A 19,030-nucleotide genomic window follows, 5' to 3' on the forward strand; every position below is an offset into this window, starting at 1 on the left:
GCGCTTTTCGATTTCCTAATGGAGAGTTGCTATGCCATACCTGCACACCGCATCCCTACGTCCTTCGCTGTTGGCGCTGGCGATTGTCAGTAGCCTGCCCGCCATCGCGTATGCAGCGGTCGAAGATATGACCGTCACCGCCACCGGCAACGCCCGTAGCGTCTTTGAAGCGCCAATGATGGTCAGCGTGATAGATGCCACCACCCCGGAAAACCAGACCGCCAGCTCGGCTGCTGACCTGCTACGCAAGGTTCCAGGGCTGACCCTCGATGGCACGGGGCGCACCAACGGTCAGGACGTGAATCTGCGCGGCTACGATCGACGCGGCGTTCTGGTGCTGGTTGACGGCGTTCGCCAGGGAACTGATACCGGGCACCTGAACAGTACCTTCCTCGACCCGGCGCTTATCAAACGCATCGAAGTCGTACGCGGTCCCTCTGCACTGCTGTACGGCAGCGGCGCACTTGGCGGCGTGATCGCGTATGACACTGCGGATGCCAAGGATCTGCTGGAAGCCGGAAAAAACAGCGGTTACCGCGTATTTGGTACTGCGGCAACCGGCGATCACAGCCTCGGTATGGGCGCCAGCGCGTTTGGGCGCACCGATACGCTGGACGGACTGCTTGCATGGTCGAGTCGCGATCGCGGTGATTTGCGCCAGAGCGACGGTACTACGGCGCCAAACGACGAAGCGATCAACAATATGCTGGCGAAAGGCAGTTGGAAAATTGACGGCGCCCAGACGCTGGCAGGCTCGTTACGCTACTACAACAATGAGGCCCGTGAACCTAAGAACCCACAAACCAGCGCGACGGATGCCACCAGCAACCCGATGACTGACCGTTCAACCATCCAGCGCGATGCGCAACTGGCCTATTCGCTTGCCCCGGAGGACAATGAATGGCTGAACGCGGATGCCCGTATTTACTGGTCCGAAGCGCGCATTAATGCACAAAACATGGATAACACCAGCGAATTTCGCAAACAGACCACCAAAGGCGGTAAAATCGACAATCGCAGCCGCCTGTTTACCGACTCTTTTGCCTCTCACCTGCTGACCTATGGCGGCGAATATTATCGTCAGGAACAACAGCCTGGCGGCACAACCACCGGTTTCCCGGAGGCAAAGATCGATTTCAGCTCCGGCTGGCTACAGGATGAAATCACCCTGCGCGACCTGCCGGTTACGCTGCTCGGTGGGACCCGTTATGACTCGTATCGCGGTAGCAGCGATGGTTACGCGGATGTTGATGCCGACAAATGGTCGTCCCGCGCCGGACTCACCGTTACGCCAGCCGACTGGCTGATGCTGTTCGGTTCATACGCTCAGGCCTTCCGTGCGCCGACCATGGGCGAGATGTATAACGATGCTAAACATTTCTCTATTGGTCGTTTCTACACTAACTACTGGGTACCCAACCCTAACCTGCGTCCGGAAACCAACGAAACGCAGGAATACGGATTTGGCCTGCGCTTTGACGATCTGCTGATGGCAAGCGATGCGCTCGAATTTAAAGCCAGCTATTTCGACACCAAAGCGAAAGATTACATCTCCACCAGCGTCGACTTTGCTGCCGCAACAACGATGTCCTATAACGTCCCCAACGCCAAAATTTGGGGTTGGGACGTCATGGCGAAATATACCGCCGACTTATTCAGCCTCGACATGGCCTATAACCGTACGCGCGGCAAAGATACTGACACGGGCGAATACATTTCCAGCATTAACCCGGACACCGTCACCAGCAAACTGAATGTGCCGGTTGCGCACAGCGGATTCTCCGTGGGCTGGATAGGGACATTTGCCGACCGCTCCACGCATATCAGCAGCAGCTACGCTAAACAGCCCGGCTATGCGGTAAACGATTTCTACGTGAGCTATCAGGGTCAACAAGCGCTGAAAGGCATGACCACCACGCTGGTGCTGGGCAACGCCTTCGACAAAGAGTACTGGTCGCCGCAAGGCATTCCGCAGGATGGTCGCAATGGCAAAATTTTCGTGAGTTATCAGTGGTAATCACTTTTCCCCGGTTCGCCGGGGTAGCAATCTGGAAGGAAGAGACAATGAATCATTACACACGCTGGCTGGAACTGAAGAAAGAAAATCCCGGTAAATACGCACGCGATATTGCAGGGTTGATGAATATTAGTGAAGCCGAGCTGACCTTTGCGCGCGTCGGCCATGACGCCTGGCGCTTACGTGGCAAAGTCCGCGAAATCCTCGGCGCACTGGAAGACGTAGGCGAAACCAAATGCATTTGCCGCAACGAATATGCGGTGCATGAACAGGTTGGCGCTTTTACCAATCAGCACCTGAACGGTCATGCCGGACTGGTTCTTAATCCGCGCGCTCTCGACCTGCGCCTGTTCCTTAATCAGTGGGCAAGCGCCTTCCATATCAGTGAGACCACGGCCCACGGCGAGCGTCAGAGCATTCAGTTCTTTGACCATCAGGGGGATGCGCTGCTGAAAGTCTATGCCACACAGAATACTCTCGTTGAGGAATGGGCTGCGTTGCTGACCCGTTTCATCTTCGCTGAAAACCCGCCACTGGTACTGCAACCTGCTAACACGTCTGCACCAGCCGCCATCACGGTCGATGCGCATACGGTTGATCAAGAGTGGCGAGCCATGACCGATGTACATCAGTTCTTCGGTCTGCTGAAACGCCACGAGCTCACCCGTCAACAGGCATTTAATCTCGTTGGTGACGATCTGGCCTGCAAAGTTTCTAATCGTGCACTGGCGAAGTTACTTGATGCCGCACGCCAGGATGGCAATGAAATTATGGTCTTCGTAGGTAATCGCGGGTGCGTACAGATTTTTACCGGCGTAATAGAAAAACTGGTGTCGATGAAAGGCTGGCTGAATATATTCAACCCGGCATTTACCTTACATCTGCTGGAAGAGAGCGTGGCAGAAACGTGGGTAACGCGCAAACCGACCGCCGATGGCCACGTCACCAGTCTGGAACTGTTTGCTGCCGATGGCACGCAAATCGCCCAGTTGTATGGTCAACGTACGGAAGGCGAACCTGAGCAGACGCAATGGCGCGCACAGATTGACGCGCTCACGCCGAAAGGACTTGCCGCATGAAAAAACTGCTGGTCCTGATTGCTCTGCTGCCCATCGCAGCGCTGGCTGCGCCCGTGGAACGAGTTGTTGCGCTCGGTGGGGATGTCACGGAGATTGTCTACGCGTTGGGCGCACAGTCATCTCTTGTGGCGCTCGACAGCACCAGCCAGTGGCCGGAAGCGGCAACCGCATTGCCGGATGTGGGCTATTTGCGCCAACTCAACGCCGAAGGGATCCTTGCCACCCGCCCTACGCTGGTCCTTGCCAGCGCACAGGCGCAGCCCTCTCTGGCGCTAAAACAGGTTGAGCAGAGCAATGTCAGGGTTGTCACGATCCCGGCGAGCAACGATCTCAACGTGATTGATGAAAAAATCCGCGTCATCGCCGAAGCAACCCACCGGGAGGATGAGGGCGAAACGCTGCGCACCCGCTTACGTCAGGAACTGGCGGCATTGCCGTCATCCGGACTTAACAAACGCGTACTGTTTATTCTCAATCATGGCGGAATGACCGCGATGGCAGCAGGTCAACAAACCGGAGCCGATGCGGCGATTCGTGCCGCCGGTTTGCGCAATGCCATGCAGGGCGTTACCCGCTATCAGCCGATGTCACAAGAAGGCGTCATTGCCAGCCAGCCCGATCTGGTAGTGATTTCACAAGATGGCGTTAAGGCGATGGGTGGCGAAGCGAACCTGTGGGCGCTGTCGGGTCTTGCGCAGACGCCAGCTGGACGGAATAAACAGGTATTGCAGATTGACGATATGGCGCTGCTCGGCTTTAGCATACGCACGCCACAGGCGATATTGCAGCTTCGTGCCAAAGCAGAGCAATTGCCCTGATGTCCCGACGAATCAGTTGTTCTTTATGGGCACTCGCCTTCATGTTGGTCGTGGCAACCATCCTGGCTACCGGTTTTGGCGCGTTGCGCCTGCCGGTAAGTCTGCTTTGGCGCGATGGCGATGAAGCGCTGCGTCAAATTTGGCTCACAATTCGTCTGCCGCGCGTCCTGCTGGCGTTAATCATTGGTGGCGCTCTGGCGCTCGCAGGCTGCGTGATGCAGGGACTGTTTCGCAACCCGCTTGCCGATCCGGGATTGCTGGGCATAAGCAGCGGTGCCGCCTGCGCCGTCGCTTTATGGGTCGTGCTACCTGTCTCTTTACCCGCATTGTTGATGCTGTACGCCCCAATGCTGGCCGCTTTTATTGGCGCCCTGGCGGCAACGGTAGTGATTTTTATCCTCAGCCAACAGCGCGGCGGTTCACTCTCACGTCTGTTACTGGTCGGTATTGCAATTAACGCGCTCTGCGGAGCGGCGGTTGGCGTTTTGTCATGGGTCAGTAATGATGCGCAATTGCGCCAGTTGTCGTTATGGGGGATGGGAAGTCTGGGGGCCGCGCAGTGGCCAACGCTGCTGGCTGTCACGTCACTAACTATCCCGACGGTACTGACCATCTGGCGTCTGGCACCGGCGCTGAACCTGCTGCAGTTGGGTAAAGAAGACGCGCATTATCTCGGTGTAGATGTGCGTAGCGTTCAACGTATTTTGCTACTGTGTAGCGCATTGCTGGTTGCCTCAGCCGTAGCGGTAACCGGTGTCATTGGCTTCGTCGGGTTGGTTATCCCACATTTAATGCGTATGTGGCTCGGTTCAGACCATCGGGCCGTTATCCCCGGCTCCGTGCTGGCGGGCGCGTTTTTATTGCTGGTTGCCGACACGCTGGCCCGTACGGCGGTTGCGCCTGCGGAGATGCCAGTCGGTCTGTTAACCAGTCTTCTTGGCGCTCCGTGGTTTTTATGGCTTATTTTTCGTCAGCGAGGACCGCATGGCTGAACATTTTATCGCTGAAGGGCTTCATTATCGTGTGGCTGGCAGAGCGGTGATTAACGACGTATCCCTCTCCCTCGCAAAAGGTGAACTGGTGGCGCTCATTGGCCCAAACGGCGCGGGGAAATCCACCCTGCTGCGCCTGCTGACCGGTTTTCTGCAACCGGCGAGTGGATGCTGCATGCTGGCGGACAAACCGCTGGATGAATGGCCTACCCAGACGCTGTCGCGGCATCGGGCAGTGATGCGCCAGCAAACACGGCTGGGATTTGACTGGCCGGTAGAGGCCGTTATCGCGATGGGACGCGCGCCCTGGACGCCGCGGCCGGAGCCACGACTCATCGCTCAGGTGATGGAAATGACCGGATGCACACCGTTGGCGGGCCGGCAATACGCCGCGCTTTCCGGCGGCGAGCAACAGCGCGTACAGTTGGCCCGTGCGCTGGCGCAACTTTGGTGCGACGGTGCGCCTCGTGGCTGGTTATTCCTTGATGAGCCTACTTCGGCGCTGGATCTTTATCACCAGCAGCATTTGTTGCGCCTGCTGAAGACGCTCACCGCGTCACAAGAGCTACATGTGTGTATTGTGCTTCACGATCTGAACCTCGCCGCATTGTGGGCAGACAAAATAGTGCTGCTGCACAACGGCAGGCTGGTGTCGCAGGGAACGCCGGCGGCTGTGTTACAGGCCGATGATCTGCAGCACTGGTACGGTGCTCAGGTACACGTTGGTCAGCATCCGGCCACCGTGTCCCCGCAGGTGTTTCTGGCACCTTAGCTCGAACAGCTCACCTCCAGCCGTTTACCCCAGTCAGGAGGACGGCTGACATAGTCATCATCACGATCGACAAACGGAGCACGCAACGCTGAATGCAACCGATGCAGTTCGGCGTAATCCCCCTGCTCCGCCTGACTAATCGCCCGCTGCGCCAGCCAGTTACGTAACACCATTGCCGGATTTGCCGCTTTCATCTGCGTTTGTCTGACCGCATCGGCGATGCCGTCTTGCTGCAGGCGCGCGCGATACCGAGCGAACCAGTCGTCAAACGCCGCGCGGTCGATAAACTCATCGCGCAGCGGGGATTGCGCACTGTGTTGTTCCGTTTGGCAGAGCATGCGAAACGTTCGCGTATAATCGCTTCTTTCTCGCGCCATCAGACTAAACAGTTCGCTAAGCAGATCGTTATCGTTTTTTTGCTCGCTAAAGAAGCCGAGTTTTTGCCGCATCCGCTGACCGTAGCGAGTCAACAGTGCCAGTTGGTAACTGTCCAGCGCATCATTGAGCGCCTCGACCGGGATAAATGGCGACAGGGTTTGCGCCAGACGTTGCAGATTCCACAGCGCCGCGGCTGGTTGATTATCGAAACTGTATCGCCCCTGATTGTCTGAGTGGTTGCAGATAAAATCGGGCACGTAGTCATCAAGAAAACCGAATGGACCGTAATCCATCGTCAGCCCCAGAATCGACATGTTGTCCGTGTTCATCACACCATGCGCGAATCCTATCGCCTGCCAGTCAGCGACTAGTGTTGCAGTACGCGTGACAACATCATTAAACCACAACAGATACTTATCGGCTTCTTCCTGCCATTGCGGCCAGTAATGCCGAATCGCAAAGTCAGCCAGTTGGCGCACTTTTTCCGGCTCGCGACGATAGTAAAAGTGTTCAAAATGGCCAAAGCGCATATGGCTTTGCGCCACACGAATGAGCATCGCTCCTGCTTCTACCGTTTCGCGATACACCGGCGTGTCGCTGGTCACAATCGACAATGCCCGCGTGGTCGGTATGCCCAGATAATGCATCGCTTCGCTGGCCAGGCTCTCGCGAATTGTCGAGCGCAGCACGGCGCGCCCATCTCCCATGCGGGAATAAGGCGTAAGCCCGGCCCCTTTCAGGTGCCAGTCAAGCGTTGAGCCATCCGCAAGTTGTTGTTCGCCTAGTAGGATCCCGCGGCCATCGCCAAGCTGGCCTGCCCAAACACCGAACTGATGCCCGCTATAAACTTGCGCTACAGGCGACATCCCGGGCAGCAGCGATTCGCCTCCCCAAACACCTGCACCGGTTGGAATATCAAATAGCGACTCCGGTATCGCTAATTGCTCCGCCAGCGCATCGTTATGCCAGATCAGGCGCGCATTTTTCAGGGGAGTAGGCAAAAGAGCTGTATAGGTTGCTGGTAACTCATCACGCCAGCGGGTGGTAAAAGACAGGGTCATAGGGCCTCCTGCCTCTAGTGTAGACTGTTAATAGTCTGTTAAACACCAGCAAATAATAGGGTCATCTCTTAGCGAGCGAAATTATCTGCGCAGGAGGCACGGCAGGCCATAATCCTCCCTGCATGGCACTGAATCCCAGAGGTAATACACGTGCTAACATCTCTGGTGTATCAATACCGCTAATGATGACGGACTCACTACAGGGAGATATCTGCGCCAGGATAGCCCGCATAAATGGCTCAAATGAAATATGTGCAATCCTTTGTTGAACAAAGTTTTTATCCAACACGACGCGTTTGAACAGCCCATCAAAAATTGCCCGGGTAGATATCCCGCCAGCACCATAGTTTGTCAGTACTAATGGAAATCGCGCCGCCAATGCAGCCAGCGTTGGATTCTCTCTTCCATTATTTAACTCTGGAAAGTTTTCATTAATTGCCATCTCCAGAAACGAAAATCGTTCAACTTGTGAAGCAAATTTATCATCTGATAATAAAGTATTAGCAATTGCCGGCGTTAAATTAATCCAGGCAGAAACTTTTCGTTGAATAAAAAAATGTTGGCACGTTTCGATTAAATCAAGCTTTTCGGTAAATAAGCGACATTGCTCATCGTCCGACATCCGAGGCAGTACCAGCTCGGTGGGTATACGCACGCCCCCCTGCTCACTGGCAAAACTGGTGATGATATCAACGTATTCAAGATCGCCTTTTTCGCTTCTCGCAGGAAGAAAAGAAAACTCTGAATGGTATGGCGTATCCAGTGAAACAATCATCGTGCCAGCCCCTCTGCATAGGTGTTATCCGGCATCCTGTAGCAAATGATGGAGAAATACGTTATTGCTGATGCAAGTAGAGGCTCTTTCATTTTTCCCTTTTTAGCCAGTAAATCGAATCCTTTTTTTTAGCTTATCCTGATTATAAGCGAATATCCAGCTTTGCACTTTTTAATATCTCGGAATAAATCATATTTTTAGCAAAATACGCTCTTAATGCTCAGGGTTATTGTTCGGCTGGCGGCAGAAATAAAAGTTAACTTTCAAATGGTGATGTCGAGGCTGCGCAGTCGTTGGCAGCCTTGTGTCTTATGAGGATTAAATACGTCGCGCCTGCCAAAAGTTTTTACGCCAGTAAACGTTATCCAGTGACGAGCGCATAACTCCGCGACTGGTTGAGGCATGAATAAATTGATTGTTGGTATCGTAAATTCCGACATGCAGACCGCTTTCCCCTGAACCGGTTTTAAAGAAAACCAGATCGCCTGGCAGCAAATCATCTTTATCAATTTCGGTACCAATCTTTGATTGTGTGCGTGTGTCACGCGGGAGTTGCAGATCGAATTTGTCGCGCATTGTCATCAAAACAAATCCAGAACAGTCTACCCCGCTACGACTCATGCCACCGTAACGATAGGGTGTTCCGTGCCAGGTTTGTAGCTGGTCATTCAGACCGGCGATAACGGCGATAGAATCCGACAAGCGAGCATTTGGCGCAGGAGCACGATGGCTGCTGCAGCCCGCCAAAAACAATGCTGTGATGAAAATAAGCCAAAAGCGCATTCAGGAAGAATCCTCTGAATTATATTTTTATACCAATTTAGCGTGGAAATTATATGATTTTCAAGAACCCATTTAACTTAAGTGGTTGATATGAGCATTCTGTGGCCTTCAATGTCCAAACGACGGAAGTTTACGCCATAAGCCGCAGTCAAATTAGCTGGCGTCAGCACTGCATCCCGTGGGCCGCTGGCAAGCAACTTCCCGCGTTTAAGGAGCCAGGCCTTATGCGCATGGCGTAAGGTGTGATTAAGGTCATGGCTGCTCATAACAATCGCGATGCCCTGCAAACACAGCTGACTCAACAACCGATCCAGTGCATTTTGTTGCGCCACGTCCAGGCTGTTCATCGGCTCATCCAGCAGTAAAAGCTGGCCAAAGGGATTCGCTTGCGGGCAAATCTGCAGGATAACCGCTGCCAGGCGCACGCGCTGCCATTCTCCGCCGGAGAGCTGATTCACACTACGTGGCAGCTTATCTCCAAGCCCAAGCGTATCGGCGACGTCCTGTAGCTGATCGGTACGTGCTTTATCTGGTTGATGCAGCGTCAGAAAATGCCAGACCGGCATCGCAAACGGCGGGTTTTGCTGTTGCGCAAGATAGGCACGATATTGCGCCAGCTTTGCCGCTGGCCATTCGTCCAACAACATATCACCAAAGGTGATACTGCCTTCTCCGGTCGTCAGACCCGCCATCCGCGCCAACAGCGTGCTCTTTCCGGCGCCGTTAGGGCCCACTAAATGCAGGATCTCCCCCGCTTTTATCTCACCGGAAAGCGGGCCGAGCCGGGTTGATTCCGCTACGTCCTGTAGCTGCATCAATCGAGACATTAGTTTACCAGCGCCTTCTTGATGGACTGCACCAGGATGGGATCCTCAGGCGTCATATCGGGTGAGAATCGTTGCAATACCTGACCATCTCGCCCCACTAAAAACTTCTCGAAATTCCACAAAATATCGTCCGGGTAGAGCGGCGCCCGACCTTTACTCGCCATGCGCTCATAGAATCCGCTCTCCACAGGCGTAGTGGCTGTTGGCGCGGCATCAATCAGTTTCTGATACAGTGGATGGCGTCCCTCGCCGTTAACGTCAATCTTGCTGAACATCGGGAAGGTAACCCCCCAGGTAGTACTGCAGTACGTTTTGATTTCCTCTTCGCTGCCCGGCTCCTGGCCCAGAAACTGGTTGCAAGGGAATCCAAGTACGGTGAAACCCTGCTGATGCCAGGTTTTCTGTAGGTTCTCCAGTTGCTCATATTGCGGCGTCAACCCACATTTTGACGCCACGTTGACAATTAACAGCACATTTCCGGAATACGGCTGCAGTGAGGTAACCTCACCGTCGATGGTGATCACTTCTGTATCGAGGATAGTGTTTTGCATAGCATCTCCAGAACAACAAGTGGATTTTCAGTTTTTAATCATAGACCGAACCAACACGTTCTAGCGCGCGGCTTTTAGCAATAGCCAGATAAATACCGGTGCGCCCATGGTGGCCGTCACCACGCCGATAGGCAGCTCAGCCGAGGCCAACACCAGACGCGCGACAACATCAGCTAACAGTAATACGATAGCGCCAGCCAACGCACAGCCCGGCAGTAACACGCGATGATCGGTTAAACCGCACAGCCGCAGAATATGTGGGATCACAAGCCCAATAAAGCCAATCGCCCCCGCCAGCGCCACGCTGACGCCAACCATCCAGCCCGTAGCGACAACCAGCAGATTACGCCAGAACCACAATGGCAGCCCCAGCTGGCGTGCAGAAGTCTCCCCCAGCGCCAGCATATTCATCGGCTGCGACTGACAGCAGATCCACACCAGTACTGGGATCAGCGCCACCATTAGCCAGGCCTGATGCCAGTCGACGCCGCCGAAACCTCCCATCATCCAGTACATCAGCTGTCGTAAATCGAAAGACGTGGAAAAATAGATGGCCCATGTCATTAGCGCGCTACAGATAATTCCCAGCGCCACCCCCGCCAACAGCAGGCGGCTGGTAGACAAATGGCGACGGGCGAAACGGAGCAAAATAAGCGTGATAATCAGCGCCCCGGCGATGGCGCATAAACCCAACGCCCAGCCTGGAAGCTGGCCCTGTCCCAGCAGCACTGCCGCGATGAGTCCTACCCCTGCACCGTTAGACACGCCCAATAACCCAGGCTCCGCCAGCGGGTTTTCAAACAGAGCTTGCATCACTGCGCCAGATAAGGCCAACGCAGCGCCTACCAGCAAAACGGCCAGGGTTCGGGGAAGTCGGATTTGCCAGACGAACAGATCGCCGCGGGCACTGAACCAGTCGCCAGGGGCGATCCACTGTTCTCCTGCGCACAAACTTAGAATCGTTGCCAGCAGCATCAGTACTGACAGTGACAATATCCAGCGCACATTTCGTCGCTGCTGTAGATGGGCGAAAGTCAGCATGTTTTCCATTCTGCTGAAAAGAGATGAAGGTGATTCTACGGTGCTGATTCGGTAGTGAAAAGGAAAAAGGCCGCAGAGCGGCCTTTTTAGTTATATATCATGGTTTGCGCTGCCGCTTTGATGGCAGAGCAAGTGACTTAGCTGATCGTTAAATCACTCTTCTTTGGGCGTTGCGTTTTCGACTCGGCTTTTTAACTTCTGTCCGGGTCTGAAGGTCACCACGCGCCGTGCTGTAATGGGAATATCTTCGCCCGTTTTCGGGTTACGTCCCGGACGTTGATTCTTATCACGCAGATCGAAGTTACCAAAACCAGAGAGTTTTACCTGCTCACCATTTTCCAGAGCACGACGGATCTCTTCGAAAAACAGCTCGACCAGTTCTTTGGCATCCCGCTTGCTAAGCCCAAGCTTATCAAACAGATATTCTGACATTTCAGCTTTTGTAAGCGCCATAGGTTCAATCCCTCAATGATGCCTGGAATCGCTCTTTTAATGCCCCTACACATTTGGCGACGGTAGCGGCAATCTCCTCTTCTTCAAGTGTACGGCTGGTATCCTGAAGGATCAGGCTGATAGCGAGGCTCTTATAACCCTCCGCAACACCCTTACCGCGGTACACGTCAAATAAGTTTACGCCAACTACCTGATTTACGCCAACTTTCTTACACTCGGATAAAATATCCGCAGCGGGAACGTTTTCTGCCACAACAACTGCGATGTCGCGACGGTTCGCCGGGAAGCGAGAAACTTCACGCGCCTGAGGCACCACGCGGTCTGCGAGCTTATTCCACTCCAGTTCAAACACCAGAGTGCGACCGTTCAGATCCAGTTTACGTTCCAGTTCAGGATGAACAACCCCAATGAAACCAATGCGTTCACCTTTCAGATAAATCGCCGCAGATTGACCTGGATGCAGGGCTGGATTTGCTTCAGCTTTGAACTGAATGTCCGCCAGTTTGCCGGTCAGGTCGAGCACCGCCTCCAGATCGCCTTTCAGATCATAGAAATCAACGGTCTCTTTTGCCAGATTCCAGTGTTCATCATGACGGTTACCGCAGATCACACCCGCCAGCATCAGATCCTGACGGATCCCGAGGTTGGCCTGCGTATCCGGTACAAAACGTAAACCCGTTTCGAAAATACGCACGCGGTTCTGCTGACGGTTCTGGTTATACACTACTGTAGACAGCAGGCCTGTCCACAGGGACAAACGCATTGCCGACATATCAATAGAGATTGGACTTGGCAGCAGCAGCGCTTCTTCTCCTGGATGCAGCAGCGCCTGAACTTTCGGGTCGACAAAGCTGTAGGTAATAACTTCCTGATAGCCTTTATCATTCAGCATGGTTTTCACACGTTTCAGCGATAAATCCGCTTCACGATGCGTACCCATGATAAGTCCCGCCTGAATTGGCGTATTCGGGATATTGTCATAACCGTACACGCGGGCGACTTCTTCGACCAGGTCCTCTTCGATCTCCATGTCGAAACGCCAGCTTGGGGCTACCGCTTTCCACTCATCTTGCCCTTCCGTAACGTCACAACCCAGACGACGCAGAATATCGCTCACCTGCTCATCCGCAATATGGTGCCCAATCAGACGATCAAGTTTGCTACGACGAAGCGTAATAGTTGCGCGTTTTGGCAGCGTGGCTTCGTTCGTCACGTCAATAATTGGACCCGCTTCACCACCGCAGATATCAATCAGCAGGCGCGTAGCGCGTTCCATGGCTTTATGTTGCAGCGCAGGATCGACACCGCGCTCATAGCGGTGAGACGCATCGGTGTGCAGGCCGTGACGACGTGCGCGACCGGTAATAGACAGCGGGCTGAAGAATGCGCATTCCAGCAGGACGTTTTGCGTTTCATCATTCACACCGGAGTGTTCGCCGCCAAAGATACCGCCCATCGCCAGCGCTTTGTTATGGTCTGCAATCACCAGCGTATCCGCGTTCAGCTTCGCTTCGCTGCCGTCCAGCAATACCAGGGTTTCCCCCTCTTTTGCCATACGGACAACAATCCCACCTTCAATGCGATCTTTGTCGAAAGCATGCATTGGCTGACCCAGTTCGAGCAGCACATAGTTCGTTACGTCAACCACGGCATCAATAGAGCGGATCCCGCAACGACGCAGTTTTTCTTTCATCCACAGCGGGGTTGGCGCTTTAACGTTGATGCCCTTCACCACACGGCCCAGATAGCGTGGGCAGGCTTCCACAGCTTCGACCTGAATCGGCAGGACGTCGCTAATGGTTGCGGCTACTGGTGCCATTTCCGGCTCAACCAGCGGAGCTTTGTTCAGCACAGCAACATCACGTGCGACACCGATAATCCCTAAGCAGTCGGCACGGTTCGGGGTGACGCTAATTTCGATAGTATTATCGTCAAGCTTCAGATATTCACGGATATCCGTACCAATTGGCGCATCGGCTGGCAGTTCGATAATACCGTTATGATCGTCGGAAATGCCCAGCTCGGAAAACGAACACAGCATACCTTCAGACGGCTCACCGCGCAGTTTCGCGGCTTTGATTTTAAAATCGCCCGGCAGAACGGCACCAACGGTTGCCACGGCCACTTTCAGCCCCTGACGGCAGTTTGGCGCGCCGCAGACGATATCCAGCAGGCGCTCGCCGCCTACATTCACTTTGGTGACGCGCAGTTTATCAGCGTTCGGGTGCTGAGCGCACTCAACCACTTCGCCCACTACAACGCCGTTGAACGCGCCGGAAACAGGATCCACACCGTCAACTTCCAGACCCGCCATCGTGATTTGGTTTGACAGCGCATCGCTATCAATCGCCGGGTTTACCCATTCGCGTAACCACAGTTCACTGAATTTCATTGTTTTATCCTGCCCTTATTTAAACTGTTTGAGGAAACGCAGATCGTTTTCGAAGAAAGAGCGCAGATCGGTCACGCCGTAACGCAGCATGGTCAGACGCTCCATACCCATGCCGAATGCAAAGCCAGAGTATATTTCCGGATCGATGCCGACATTACGCAGCACGTTCGGGTGAACCATTCCGCAACCCAGCACTTCCAGCCATTTACCGTTTTTGCCCATCACGTCCACTTCCGCAGAAGGTTCGGTGAACGGGAAGTAGGAAGGACGGAAACGAACCTGCAGGTCTTCTTCAAAGAAGTTGCGCAGGAAATCGTGCAGCGTACCTTTCAGATTGGTGAAGTTGATGTTGGTATCAACAATCAGCCCTTCCATCTGATGGAACATCGGGGTGTGCGTCTGATCGTAGTCGTTACGATATACGCGACCCGGGGCGATAATACGAATCGGTGGCTGTTTTTCCTTCATGGTGCGGATCTGCACGCCGGAAGTCTGTGTGCGCAGCAGACGCGTCGCATCAAACCAGAAAGTGTCGTGGTCAGCGCGCGCCGGGTGATGGCCAGGAATATTCAGTGCATCGAAGTTGTGATAGTCATCTTCGATTTCCGGACCGGTCGCCACGGTAAAGCCCAGCTCACCGAAGAAACTTTCAATACGGTCGATAGTACGTGTTACCGGATGCAAACCGCCGTTTTCGATGCGACGCCCTGGCAGGGAGATATCGATCGTTTCTTCAGCCAGACGTGCATTCAGCGCAGCACTTTCTAATTCGGCTTTACGCGCGTTGAGCGCTTGCTGAACCTGCTCTTTGGCTTCGTTTATCACCGCACCTGCAGCCGGACGCTCTTCCGCCGGCAGTTCGCGCAGGGTAGTCATCTGAAGGGTCAGATGCCCTTTCTTGCCCAAATATTCGACGCGGACATTGTCTAACGCGGCAACATCTGAAGCCTGGTTAATGGCGGCCGTTGCACTGGCAACCAGCTCTGCGAGATGTGACATGGTTTTCCTCGTTATGTTGCGATATTCACTAGTCGCTCGTAAATACGCAAAATCATTCAAGTTGTGTCACGGCGGCAAAAGAGCAAACCCTCAGGAACGTACATCAGTACGTGACTGGGGTAAGCGAATGCAGCCAACACAGAGACAACTTGAAGGATGACGCGTATAAAAAAAGCCTCCACCAGGGAGGCTTTTAGGCGCTGTTTTCCGTTTCTTCTTTCACGCGCAAGCCTCCTGAGTTCAGGTGCTAAAGTAAAAGAAGAAGCGGAAAATAGCAGCATTCATGCTTGCGTTACCTTGTGTGGTAAAAACCGGACAACCTTTATTGAAAAGGCTTACGAATAAATTGTCAACCAATTGATTGCACTACAAATAAAAGAGAGGGAGCCAGGCTCCCTCTTTTCACCGGCTTATGCCAGAGCTGCTTTCGCTTTTTCGACCAGAGCGGTGAACGCTACTTTGTCGAATACTGCGATGTCAGCCAGGATCTTACGGTCGATTTCAACAGAGGCTTTTTTCAGGCCGTTGATGAATTTGCTGTAAGAAATACCGTTCTGACGTGCTGCTGCGTTGATACGCGCAATCCACAGTTGACGGAACTGACGCTTTTTCTGACGACGGTCACGATAAGCGTACTGACCAGCTTTGATAACAGCCTGGAAGGCAACGCGGTATACGCGAGAACGCGCACCGTAGTAGCCTTTAGCTTGTTTCAAAATTTTCTTGTGACGTGCACGGGCAACTACACCACGTTTTACGCGAGCCATATGTGCTCTCCTGTATCTATATTCTTAGTAAAAAAATTAATTAAACGTTAACGGCTTATGCGTACGGCAGGCACGCGATAACCAGACCCAGATCGCCTTTAGACACGAGGCCTTTTGGACGCAGGTGACGTTTACGCTTAGTAGATTTTTTGGTCAGAATATGACGCAGGTTTGCGTGCTTACGCTTAAATCCACCACCACCGGTTTTTTTGAAGCGCTTAGCAGCACCGCGTACGGTCTTAATTTTTGGCATTTTAATAACTTCCACTTCGCATTGTTAATAAACGAAACGTAGGCGAACAACGGCTGTGGAACCCGCAGGCTCCACAGACATTGCTACTTGAAGGCCTTACTGTTTCTTCTTAGGAGCGAGCACCATGATCATCTGGCGGCCTTCGATCTTCGTTGGGAAGGATTCGACTACTGCCAGTTCACTCAGATCGTCACGGACGCGGTTAAGCACTTCCATACCGATCTGTTGGTGGGCCATTTCACGACCGCGAAAACGCAGCGTGATCTTAGCCTTATCGCCATCTTCCAGAAAGCGTACCAGGCTGCGGAGTTTTACCTGGTAATCGCCATCGTCGGTACCAGGACGGAATTTAATTTCCTTAACCTGGATAACTTTTTGCTTTTTCTTCTGTTCCTTAGAAGACTTACTCTTTTCATAAAGGAACTTGCCGTAGTCCATAATACGACAAACTGGCGGTTCGGCGTTAGGGCTGATTTCAACTAAATCTACTCCAGCTTCTTCAGCTTTTTCGATCGCTTCTCTCAGACTCACAATACCCAAAGCTTCGCCTTCCAGACCTGTTAAGCGAACTTCCAGGGCGCGAATCTCGCCATTGATACGATTCGGACGTGCCGTTTGAACTCGTTTTCCGCCTTTAATACCTTATTCCTCCAGTTGTTGAAGACTGCGGCTGCGAATCTCTTGTTGCAGCTTCTCAATCACTTCATTTACGTCCAGGCTGCCCAAGTCTTTGCCACGACGGGTGCGCACGGCAACTTTGCCTGCTTCTACCTCTTTGTCGCCACAGACCAACATGTAAGGGACACGACGTAAAGTGTGCTCGCGGATTTTAAAGCCAATCTTCTCATTTCTCAAGTCTGCTTTTACACGAATACCCGCATTTTGTAGTTTCTGCGTTAATTCGTTAACGTATTCAGACTGAGAATCGGTGATGTTCATGACGACAACCTGAACTGGCGCAAGCCAGGTCGGGAAGAAGCCAGCGAACTCTTCGGTCAGGATACCGATGAAACGTTCCATCGACCCAAGAATTGCGCGGTGAATCATAACCGGCACCTGACGCTCGTTGTTTTCGCCAACATAAGAGGCGCTTAAACGGGACGGCAGAGAGAAGTCCAGCTGTACAGTACCGCACTGCCATGCACGATCGAGGCAGTCATACAGGGTAAATTCAATTTTCGGACCGTAGAATGCGCCCTCACCCAGTTGGAACTCAAACGGGATGTTGTTTTCTTCCAGCGCAACGGCCAGGTCAGCTTCAGCACGGTCCCACATTTCATCGCTACCGATACGTTTTTCGGGGCGAGTGGACAGTTTGACGACGATCTTCTCGAAGCCAAAGGTGCTGTACATATCGTAGACCATACGAATACAGGCGTTAACTTCATCACGGATCTGCTCTTCTGTACAGAAGATATGCGCATCATCCTGAGTGAAGCCACGAACACGCATCAGGCCATGCAGCGCGCCTGACGGCTCATTACGGTGGCAGCTACCAAACTCGGCCATACGCAGCGGCAGATCGCGATAGGACTTCAGACCCTGATTAAAGATCTGCACGTGACCCGGGCAGTTCATGGGCTTAATGCAGTACTCACGGTTCTCAGAGGAGGTCGTGAACATCGCATCTTTGTAGTTATCCCAGTGCCCTGTTTTTTCCCACAGCACACGGTCCATCATGAACGGACCTTTCACTTCCTGATACTGGTATTCTTTCAGTTTTGAACGAACGAAAACTTCCAGTTCACGGAAGATAGTCCAGCCATCATTGTGCCAGAACACCATACCCGGCGCCTCTTCCTGCATATGATACAGGTCAAGTTGCTTACCGATTTTACGGTGGTCGCGTTTGGCCGCTTCTTCCAGACGTTGCAGGTAGGCATTCAGGGCTTTTTTATCTGCCCATGCAGTACCATAAATACGCTGCAGCATCTTGTTATTGCTGTCGCCACGCCAGTATGCCCCTGCGGTCTTCATCAGTTTGAAGTGATGGCAGAAACGCATGTTCGGCACGTGCGGGCCACGGCACATATCGACATATTCTTCATGATGGTACAAGCCAGGCTTGTCATCATGGGCAATGTTTTCATCAAGAATGGAGACTTTATAGGTCTCGCCACGCTTCACGAAGGTTTCACGCGCTTCGTACCAGCTAACTTTCTTCTTAATGACATCGTAGTTTTTCTCAGCGAGCTCGTGCATCCGCTTCTCGAGCGCGTCGACGTCTTCCTGGGTTAACGTACGGTCAAGATCGATATCGTAGTAAAAACCGTTATCAACAACCGGTCCGATCGCCATTTTGGTGTGCGGCCAGAGTTGTTTGATCGCGTGCCCTAACAGGTGCGCACAGGAGTGACGAATGATCTCCAGACCTTCTTCATCCTTCGCGGTGATGATGGAGAGCTTCGCATCATGCTCAATCAGATCGGAAGCATCTACCAGCTCACCGTCAACACGGCCAGCAATAGTGGCTTTCGCCAGACCTGGACCGATGTCCAGCGCAACATCCATGGGGCTTACAGCGTGGTCGTAATGGCGTTGGCTGCCATCAGGAAGAGTAATAACAGGCATGTTATATCCTTATTTGCAGTGGTGACCCACACGTAAGATCACATACAAAGATTCAATATTTAAAATTATCAAAAAGGTATGGGCTGATTCCCGCTTCACTCTGCGAAATATGTCACTGGTTGCCTGAATGGCTACACTGGACCTACACCCGCTTTTTGATAACACCGTTTGACAGTGTACACGGCATTAGGATGCGATCAAAGCAACAATCAACGTGCACTCTATGATGTAAATCAATTCACTGACACCCTGACGTCTTTGTTACACTTACAGAAAGTCATTTAACCAGAGCAGGAAAAAACAATGCCAAAAAACCGCTTTGCGAAGAAACACTGGAAGATGGTGGTGATCCTGCTGGTTATTTGTGCAGCAATGCTGATACTGCGTTGGGCAGCGATGATCTGGGGTTAAAATACTGGTCGCTGTTCTGGTTCCATTGTATTTATCAACTAAATCGAATTCGTCTAAAAAATAGCGCGTTATTGATAAGTATTAAAAATA

At 52.8% G+C, this 19,030-nt stretch carries 20 protein-coding genes and 1 other annotated feature; of the genes, 6 read left to right on the forward strand and 14 right to left on the reverse strand.

The genetic code is table 11. From position 1 onward, the window contains the following. Positions 1-31 precede the first annotated feature (31 nt). The 5 genes from NMD08_RS14910 to NMD08_RS14930 are packed head-to-tail and all read left to right on the forward strand — an operon-like array spanning position 32 to position 5,678. The gene (locus NMD08_RS14910) at positions 32-2,017 is read left to right on the forward strand and encodes a TonB-dependent hemoglobin/transferrin/lactoferrin family receptor (RefSeq protein ID WP_370618443.1); all 1,986 of its coding nucleotides are present in this window, start codon (positions 32-34) and stop codon (positions 2,015-2,017) included. A gap of 47 nt (positions 2,018-2,064) precedes the next feature. Beyond that, the gene (locus tag NMD08_RS14915; RefSeq protein WP_370618445.1) at positions 2,065-3,096 is read left to right on the forward strand and encodes a hemin-degrading factor; all 1,032 of its coding nucleotides are present in this window, start codon (positions 2,065-2,067) and stop codon (positions 3,094-3,096) included. Continuing rightward, entirely contained in the window at positions 3,093-3,914 is an 822-nt protein-coding gene (locus NMD08_RS14920; RefSeq protein WP_187252539.1) for a hemin ABC transporter substrate-binding protein, read from the forward strand. Before NMD08_RS14915 ends, NMD08_RS14920 begins: the two co-directional genes overlap by 4 nt. Then, positions 3,914-4,906, forward strand: a complete 993-nt coding sequence (locus NMD08_RS14925; RefSeq protein WP_370618448.1) for a FecCD family ABC transporter permease — start codon at positions 3,914-3,916, stop codon at positions 4,904-4,906. The genes NMD08_RS14920 and NMD08_RS14925 overlap by 1 nt, the downstream gene beginning before the upstream one ends. Next, the gene (locus NMD08_RS14930; RefSeq protein WP_286539044.1) at positions 4,899-5,678 is read left to right on the forward strand and encodes a heme ABC transporter ATP-binding protein; all 780 of its coding nucleotides are present in this window, start codon (positions 4,899-4,901) and stop codon (positions 5,676-5,678) included. The genes NMD08_RS14925 and NMD08_RS14930 overlap by 8 nt, the downstream gene beginning before the upstream one ends. Here NMD08_RS14930 and selO read toward each other — a convergent pair. The 14 genes from selO to thrS all read right to left on the reverse strand — a co-directional run bounded on the left by selO (position 5,675) and on the right by thrS (position 18,529). Further along, positions 5,675-7,117: a protein adenylyltransferase SelO gene (selO, locus tag NMD08_RS14935; protein WP_370618450.1), complete on the reverse strand. Its 1,443-nt coding sequence runs from the start codon at positions 7,115-7,117 to the stop codon at positions 5,675-5,677. The two genes, NMD08_RS14930 and selO, sit on opposite strands and share 4 nt — an antisense overlap. 61 nt (positions 7,118-7,178) lie before the next feature. Continuing rightward, positions 7,179-7,892, reverse strand: coding sequence for an EAL domain-containing protein (locus tag NMD08_RS14940; RefSeq protein ID WP_252838326.1), 714 nt, complete (start codon positions 7,890-7,892; stop codon positions 7,179-7,181). Between the two features lie 318 nt (positions 7,893-8,210). Continuing rightward, complete coding sequence (locus tag NMD08_RS14945; RefSeq protein ID WP_151219021.1) at positions 8,211-8,675, reverse strand: C40 family peptidase; 465 nt, start codon at positions 8,673-8,675, stop codon at positions 8,211-8,213. 77 nt (positions 8,676-8,752) lie between these two features. After that, on the reverse strand, positions 8,753-9,502 hold the full coding sequence (gene btuD, locus NMD08_RS14950; RefSeq protein WP_151219020.1) for a vitamin B12 ABC transporter ATP-binding protein BtuD: 750 nt from the start codon (positions 9,500-9,502) through the stop codon (positions 8,753-8,755). Beyond that, on the reverse strand, positions 9,502-10,053 hold the full coding sequence (locus NMD08_RS14955; RefSeq protein ID WP_151225374.1) for a glutathione peroxidase: 552 nt from the start codon (positions 10,051-10,053) through the stop codon (positions 9,502-9,504). The genes btuD and NMD08_RS14955 overlap by 1 nt, the downstream gene beginning before the upstream one ends. A 60-nt stretch (positions 10,054-10,113) precedes the next feature. Then, the gene (gene btuC, locus NMD08_RS14960) at positions 10,114-11,094 is read right to left on the reverse strand and encodes a vitamin B12 ABC transporter permease BtuC (RefSeq protein WP_151225373.1); all 981 of its coding nucleotides are present in this window, start codon (positions 11,092-11,094) and stop codon (positions 10,114-10,116) included. A gap of 153 nt (positions 11,095-11,247) precedes the next feature. Further along, positions 11,248-11,547, reverse strand: a complete 300-nt coding sequence (gene ihfA, locus NMD08_RS14965; protein ID WP_003030571.1) for an integration host factor subunit alpha — start codon at positions 11,545-11,547, stop codon at positions 11,248-11,250. Between the two features lie 4 nt (positions 11,548-11,551). Beyond that, entirely contained in the window at positions 11,552-13,939 is a 2,388-nt protein-coding gene (gene pheT, locus NMD08_RS14970; RefSeq protein ID WP_187259542.1) for a phenylalanine--tRNA ligase subunit beta, read from the reverse strand. A gap of 15 nt (positions 13,940-13,954) precedes the next feature. Further along, positions 13,955-14,938 carry a phenylalanine--tRNA ligase subunit alpha gene (gene pheS, locus NMD08_RS14975; RefSeq protein ID WP_103770153.1) on the reverse strand — a complete coding sequence of 328 codons (984 nt, stop codon included), beginning with the start codon at positions 14,936-14,938 and terminating at the stop codon, positions 13,955-13,957. Between the two features lie 165 nt (positions 14,939-15,103). Beyond that, positions 15,104-15,228, reverse strand: a sequence feature (Phe leader region). After that, positions 15,179-15,223, reverse strand: coding sequence for a pheST operon leader peptide PheM (gene pheM, locus NMD08_RS14980; protein WP_001386830.1), 45 nt, complete (start codon positions 15,221-15,223; stop codon positions 15,179-15,181). It overlaps the preceding feature by 45 nt. 120 nt (positions 15,229-15,348) lie before the next feature. Further along, a complete protein-coding gene (gene rplT / locus NMD08_RS14985; RefSeq protein ID WP_003030578.1) occupies positions 15,349-15,705 on the reverse strand; it encodes a 50S ribosomal protein L20 in 357 nt (118 codons plus the stop codon). 55 nt (positions 15,706-15,760) lie between these two features. Next, complete coding sequence (gene rpmI / locus NMD08_RS14990; RefSeq protein ID WP_003030583.1) at positions 15,761-15,958, reverse strand: 50S ribosomal protein L35; 198 nt, start codon at positions 15,956-15,958, stop codon at positions 15,761-15,763. Positions 15,959-16,054: 96 nt separating this feature from the next. After that, complete coding sequence (gene infC / locus NMD08_RS14995; RefSeq protein ID WP_048997935.1) at positions 16,055-16,597, reverse strand: translation initiation factor IF-3; 543 nt, start codon at positions 16,595-16,597, stop codon at positions 16,055-16,057. 3 nt (positions 16,598-16,600) lie between these two features. Beyond that, a complete protein-coding gene (gene thrS / locus NMD08_RS15000; RefSeq protein WP_003832572.1) occupies positions 16,601-18,529 on the reverse strand; it encodes a threonine--tRNA ligase in 1,929 nt (642 codons plus the stop codon). A 303-nt stretch (positions 18,530-18,832) separates the two neighbouring features. On the opposite strand from thrS, the gene yniD reads away from it, so the two are divergent. Then, positions 18,833-18,940, forward strand: coding sequence for a small membrane protein YniD (gene yniD, locus NMD08_RS15005; RefSeq protein ID WP_151219016.1), 108 nt, complete (start codon positions 18,833-18,835; stop codon positions 18,938-18,940). Positions 18,941-19,030: the final 90 nt, after the last annotated feature.

It is taken from the genome of Citrobacter meridianamericanus, from assembly GCF_041320245.1.
Lineage (GTDB): Bacteria > Pseudomonadota > Gammaproteobacteria > Enterobacterales > Enterobacteriaceae > Citrobacter > Citrobacter meridianamericanus.

Excerpts from the sequence above, each read along its gene's own strand:
- NMD08_RS14910 (WP_370618443.1), top strand. The coding sequence starts at position 32 with ATGCCATACCTGCACACCGCATCCCTACGTCCTTCGCTGTTGGCGCTG.
- NMD08_RS14915 (WP_370618445.1), top strand. The coding sequence starts at position 2,065 with ATGAATCATTACACACGCTGGCTGGAACTGAAGAAAGAAAATCCCGGT.
- NMD08_RS14920 (WP_187252539.1), top strand. The coding sequence starts at position 3,093 with ATGAAAAAACTGCTGGTCCTGATTGCTCTGCTGCCCATCGCAGCGCTG.
- NMD08_RS14925 (WP_370618448.1), top strand. The coding sequence starts at position 3,914 with ATGTCCCGACGAATCAGTTGTTCTTTATGGGCACTCGCCTTCATGTTG.
- NMD08_RS14930 (WP_286539044.1), top strand. The coding sequence starts at position 4,899 with ATGGCTGAACATTTTATCGCTGAAGGGCTTCATTATCGTGTGGCTGGC.
- selO (WP_370618450.1), bottom strand. The coding sequence starts at position 7,117 with ATGACCCTGTCTTTTACCACCCGCTGGCGTGATGAGTTACCAGCAACC.
- NMD08_RS14940 (WP_252838326.1), bottom strand. The coding sequence starts at position 7,892 with ATGATTGTTTCACTGGATACGCCATACCATTCAGAGTTTTCTTTTCTT.
- NMD08_RS14945 (WP_151219021.1), bottom strand. The coding sequence starts at position 8,675 with ATGCGCTTTTGGCTTATTTTCATCACAGCATTGTTTTTGGCGGGCTGC.
- btuD (WP_151219020.1), bottom strand. The coding sequence starts at position 9,502 with ATGTCTCGATTGATGCAGCTACAGGACGTAGCGGAATCAACCCGGCTC.
- NMD08_RS14955 (WP_151225374.1), bottom strand. The coding sequence starts at position 10,053 with ATGCAAAACACTATCCTCGATACAGAAGTGATCACCATCGACGGTGAG.
- btuC (WP_151225373.1), bottom strand. The coding sequence starts at position 11,094 with ATGCTGACTTTCGCCCATCTACAGCAGCGACGAAATGTGCGCTGGATA.
- ihfA (WP_003030571.1), bottom strand. The coding sequence starts at position 11,547 with ATGGCGCTTACAAAAGCTGAAATGTCAGAATATCTGTTTGATAAGCTT.
- pheT (WP_187259542.1), bottom strand. The coding sequence starts at position 13,939 with ATGAAATTCAGTGAACTGTGGTTACGCGAATGGGTAAACCCGGCGATT.
- pheS (WP_103770153.1), bottom strand. The coding sequence starts at position 14,938 with ATGTCACATCTCGCAGAGCTGGTTGCCAGTGCAACGGCCGCCATTAAC.
- rplT (WP_003030578.1), bottom strand. The coding sequence starts at position 15,705 with ATGGCTCGCGTAAAACGTGGTGTAGTTGCCCGTGCACGTCACAAGAAA.
- rpmI (WP_003030583.1), bottom strand. The coding sequence starts at position 15,958 with ATGCCAAAAATTAAGACCGTACGCGGTGCTGCTAAGCGCTTCAAAAAA.
- thrS (WP_003832572.1), bottom strand. The coding sequence starts at position 18,529 with ATGCCTGTTATTACTCTTCCTGATGGCAGCCAACGCCATTACGACCAC.
- yniD (WP_151219016.1), top strand. The coding sequence starts at position 18,833 with ATGCCAAAAAACCGCTTTGCGAAGAAACACTGGAAGATGGTGGTGATC.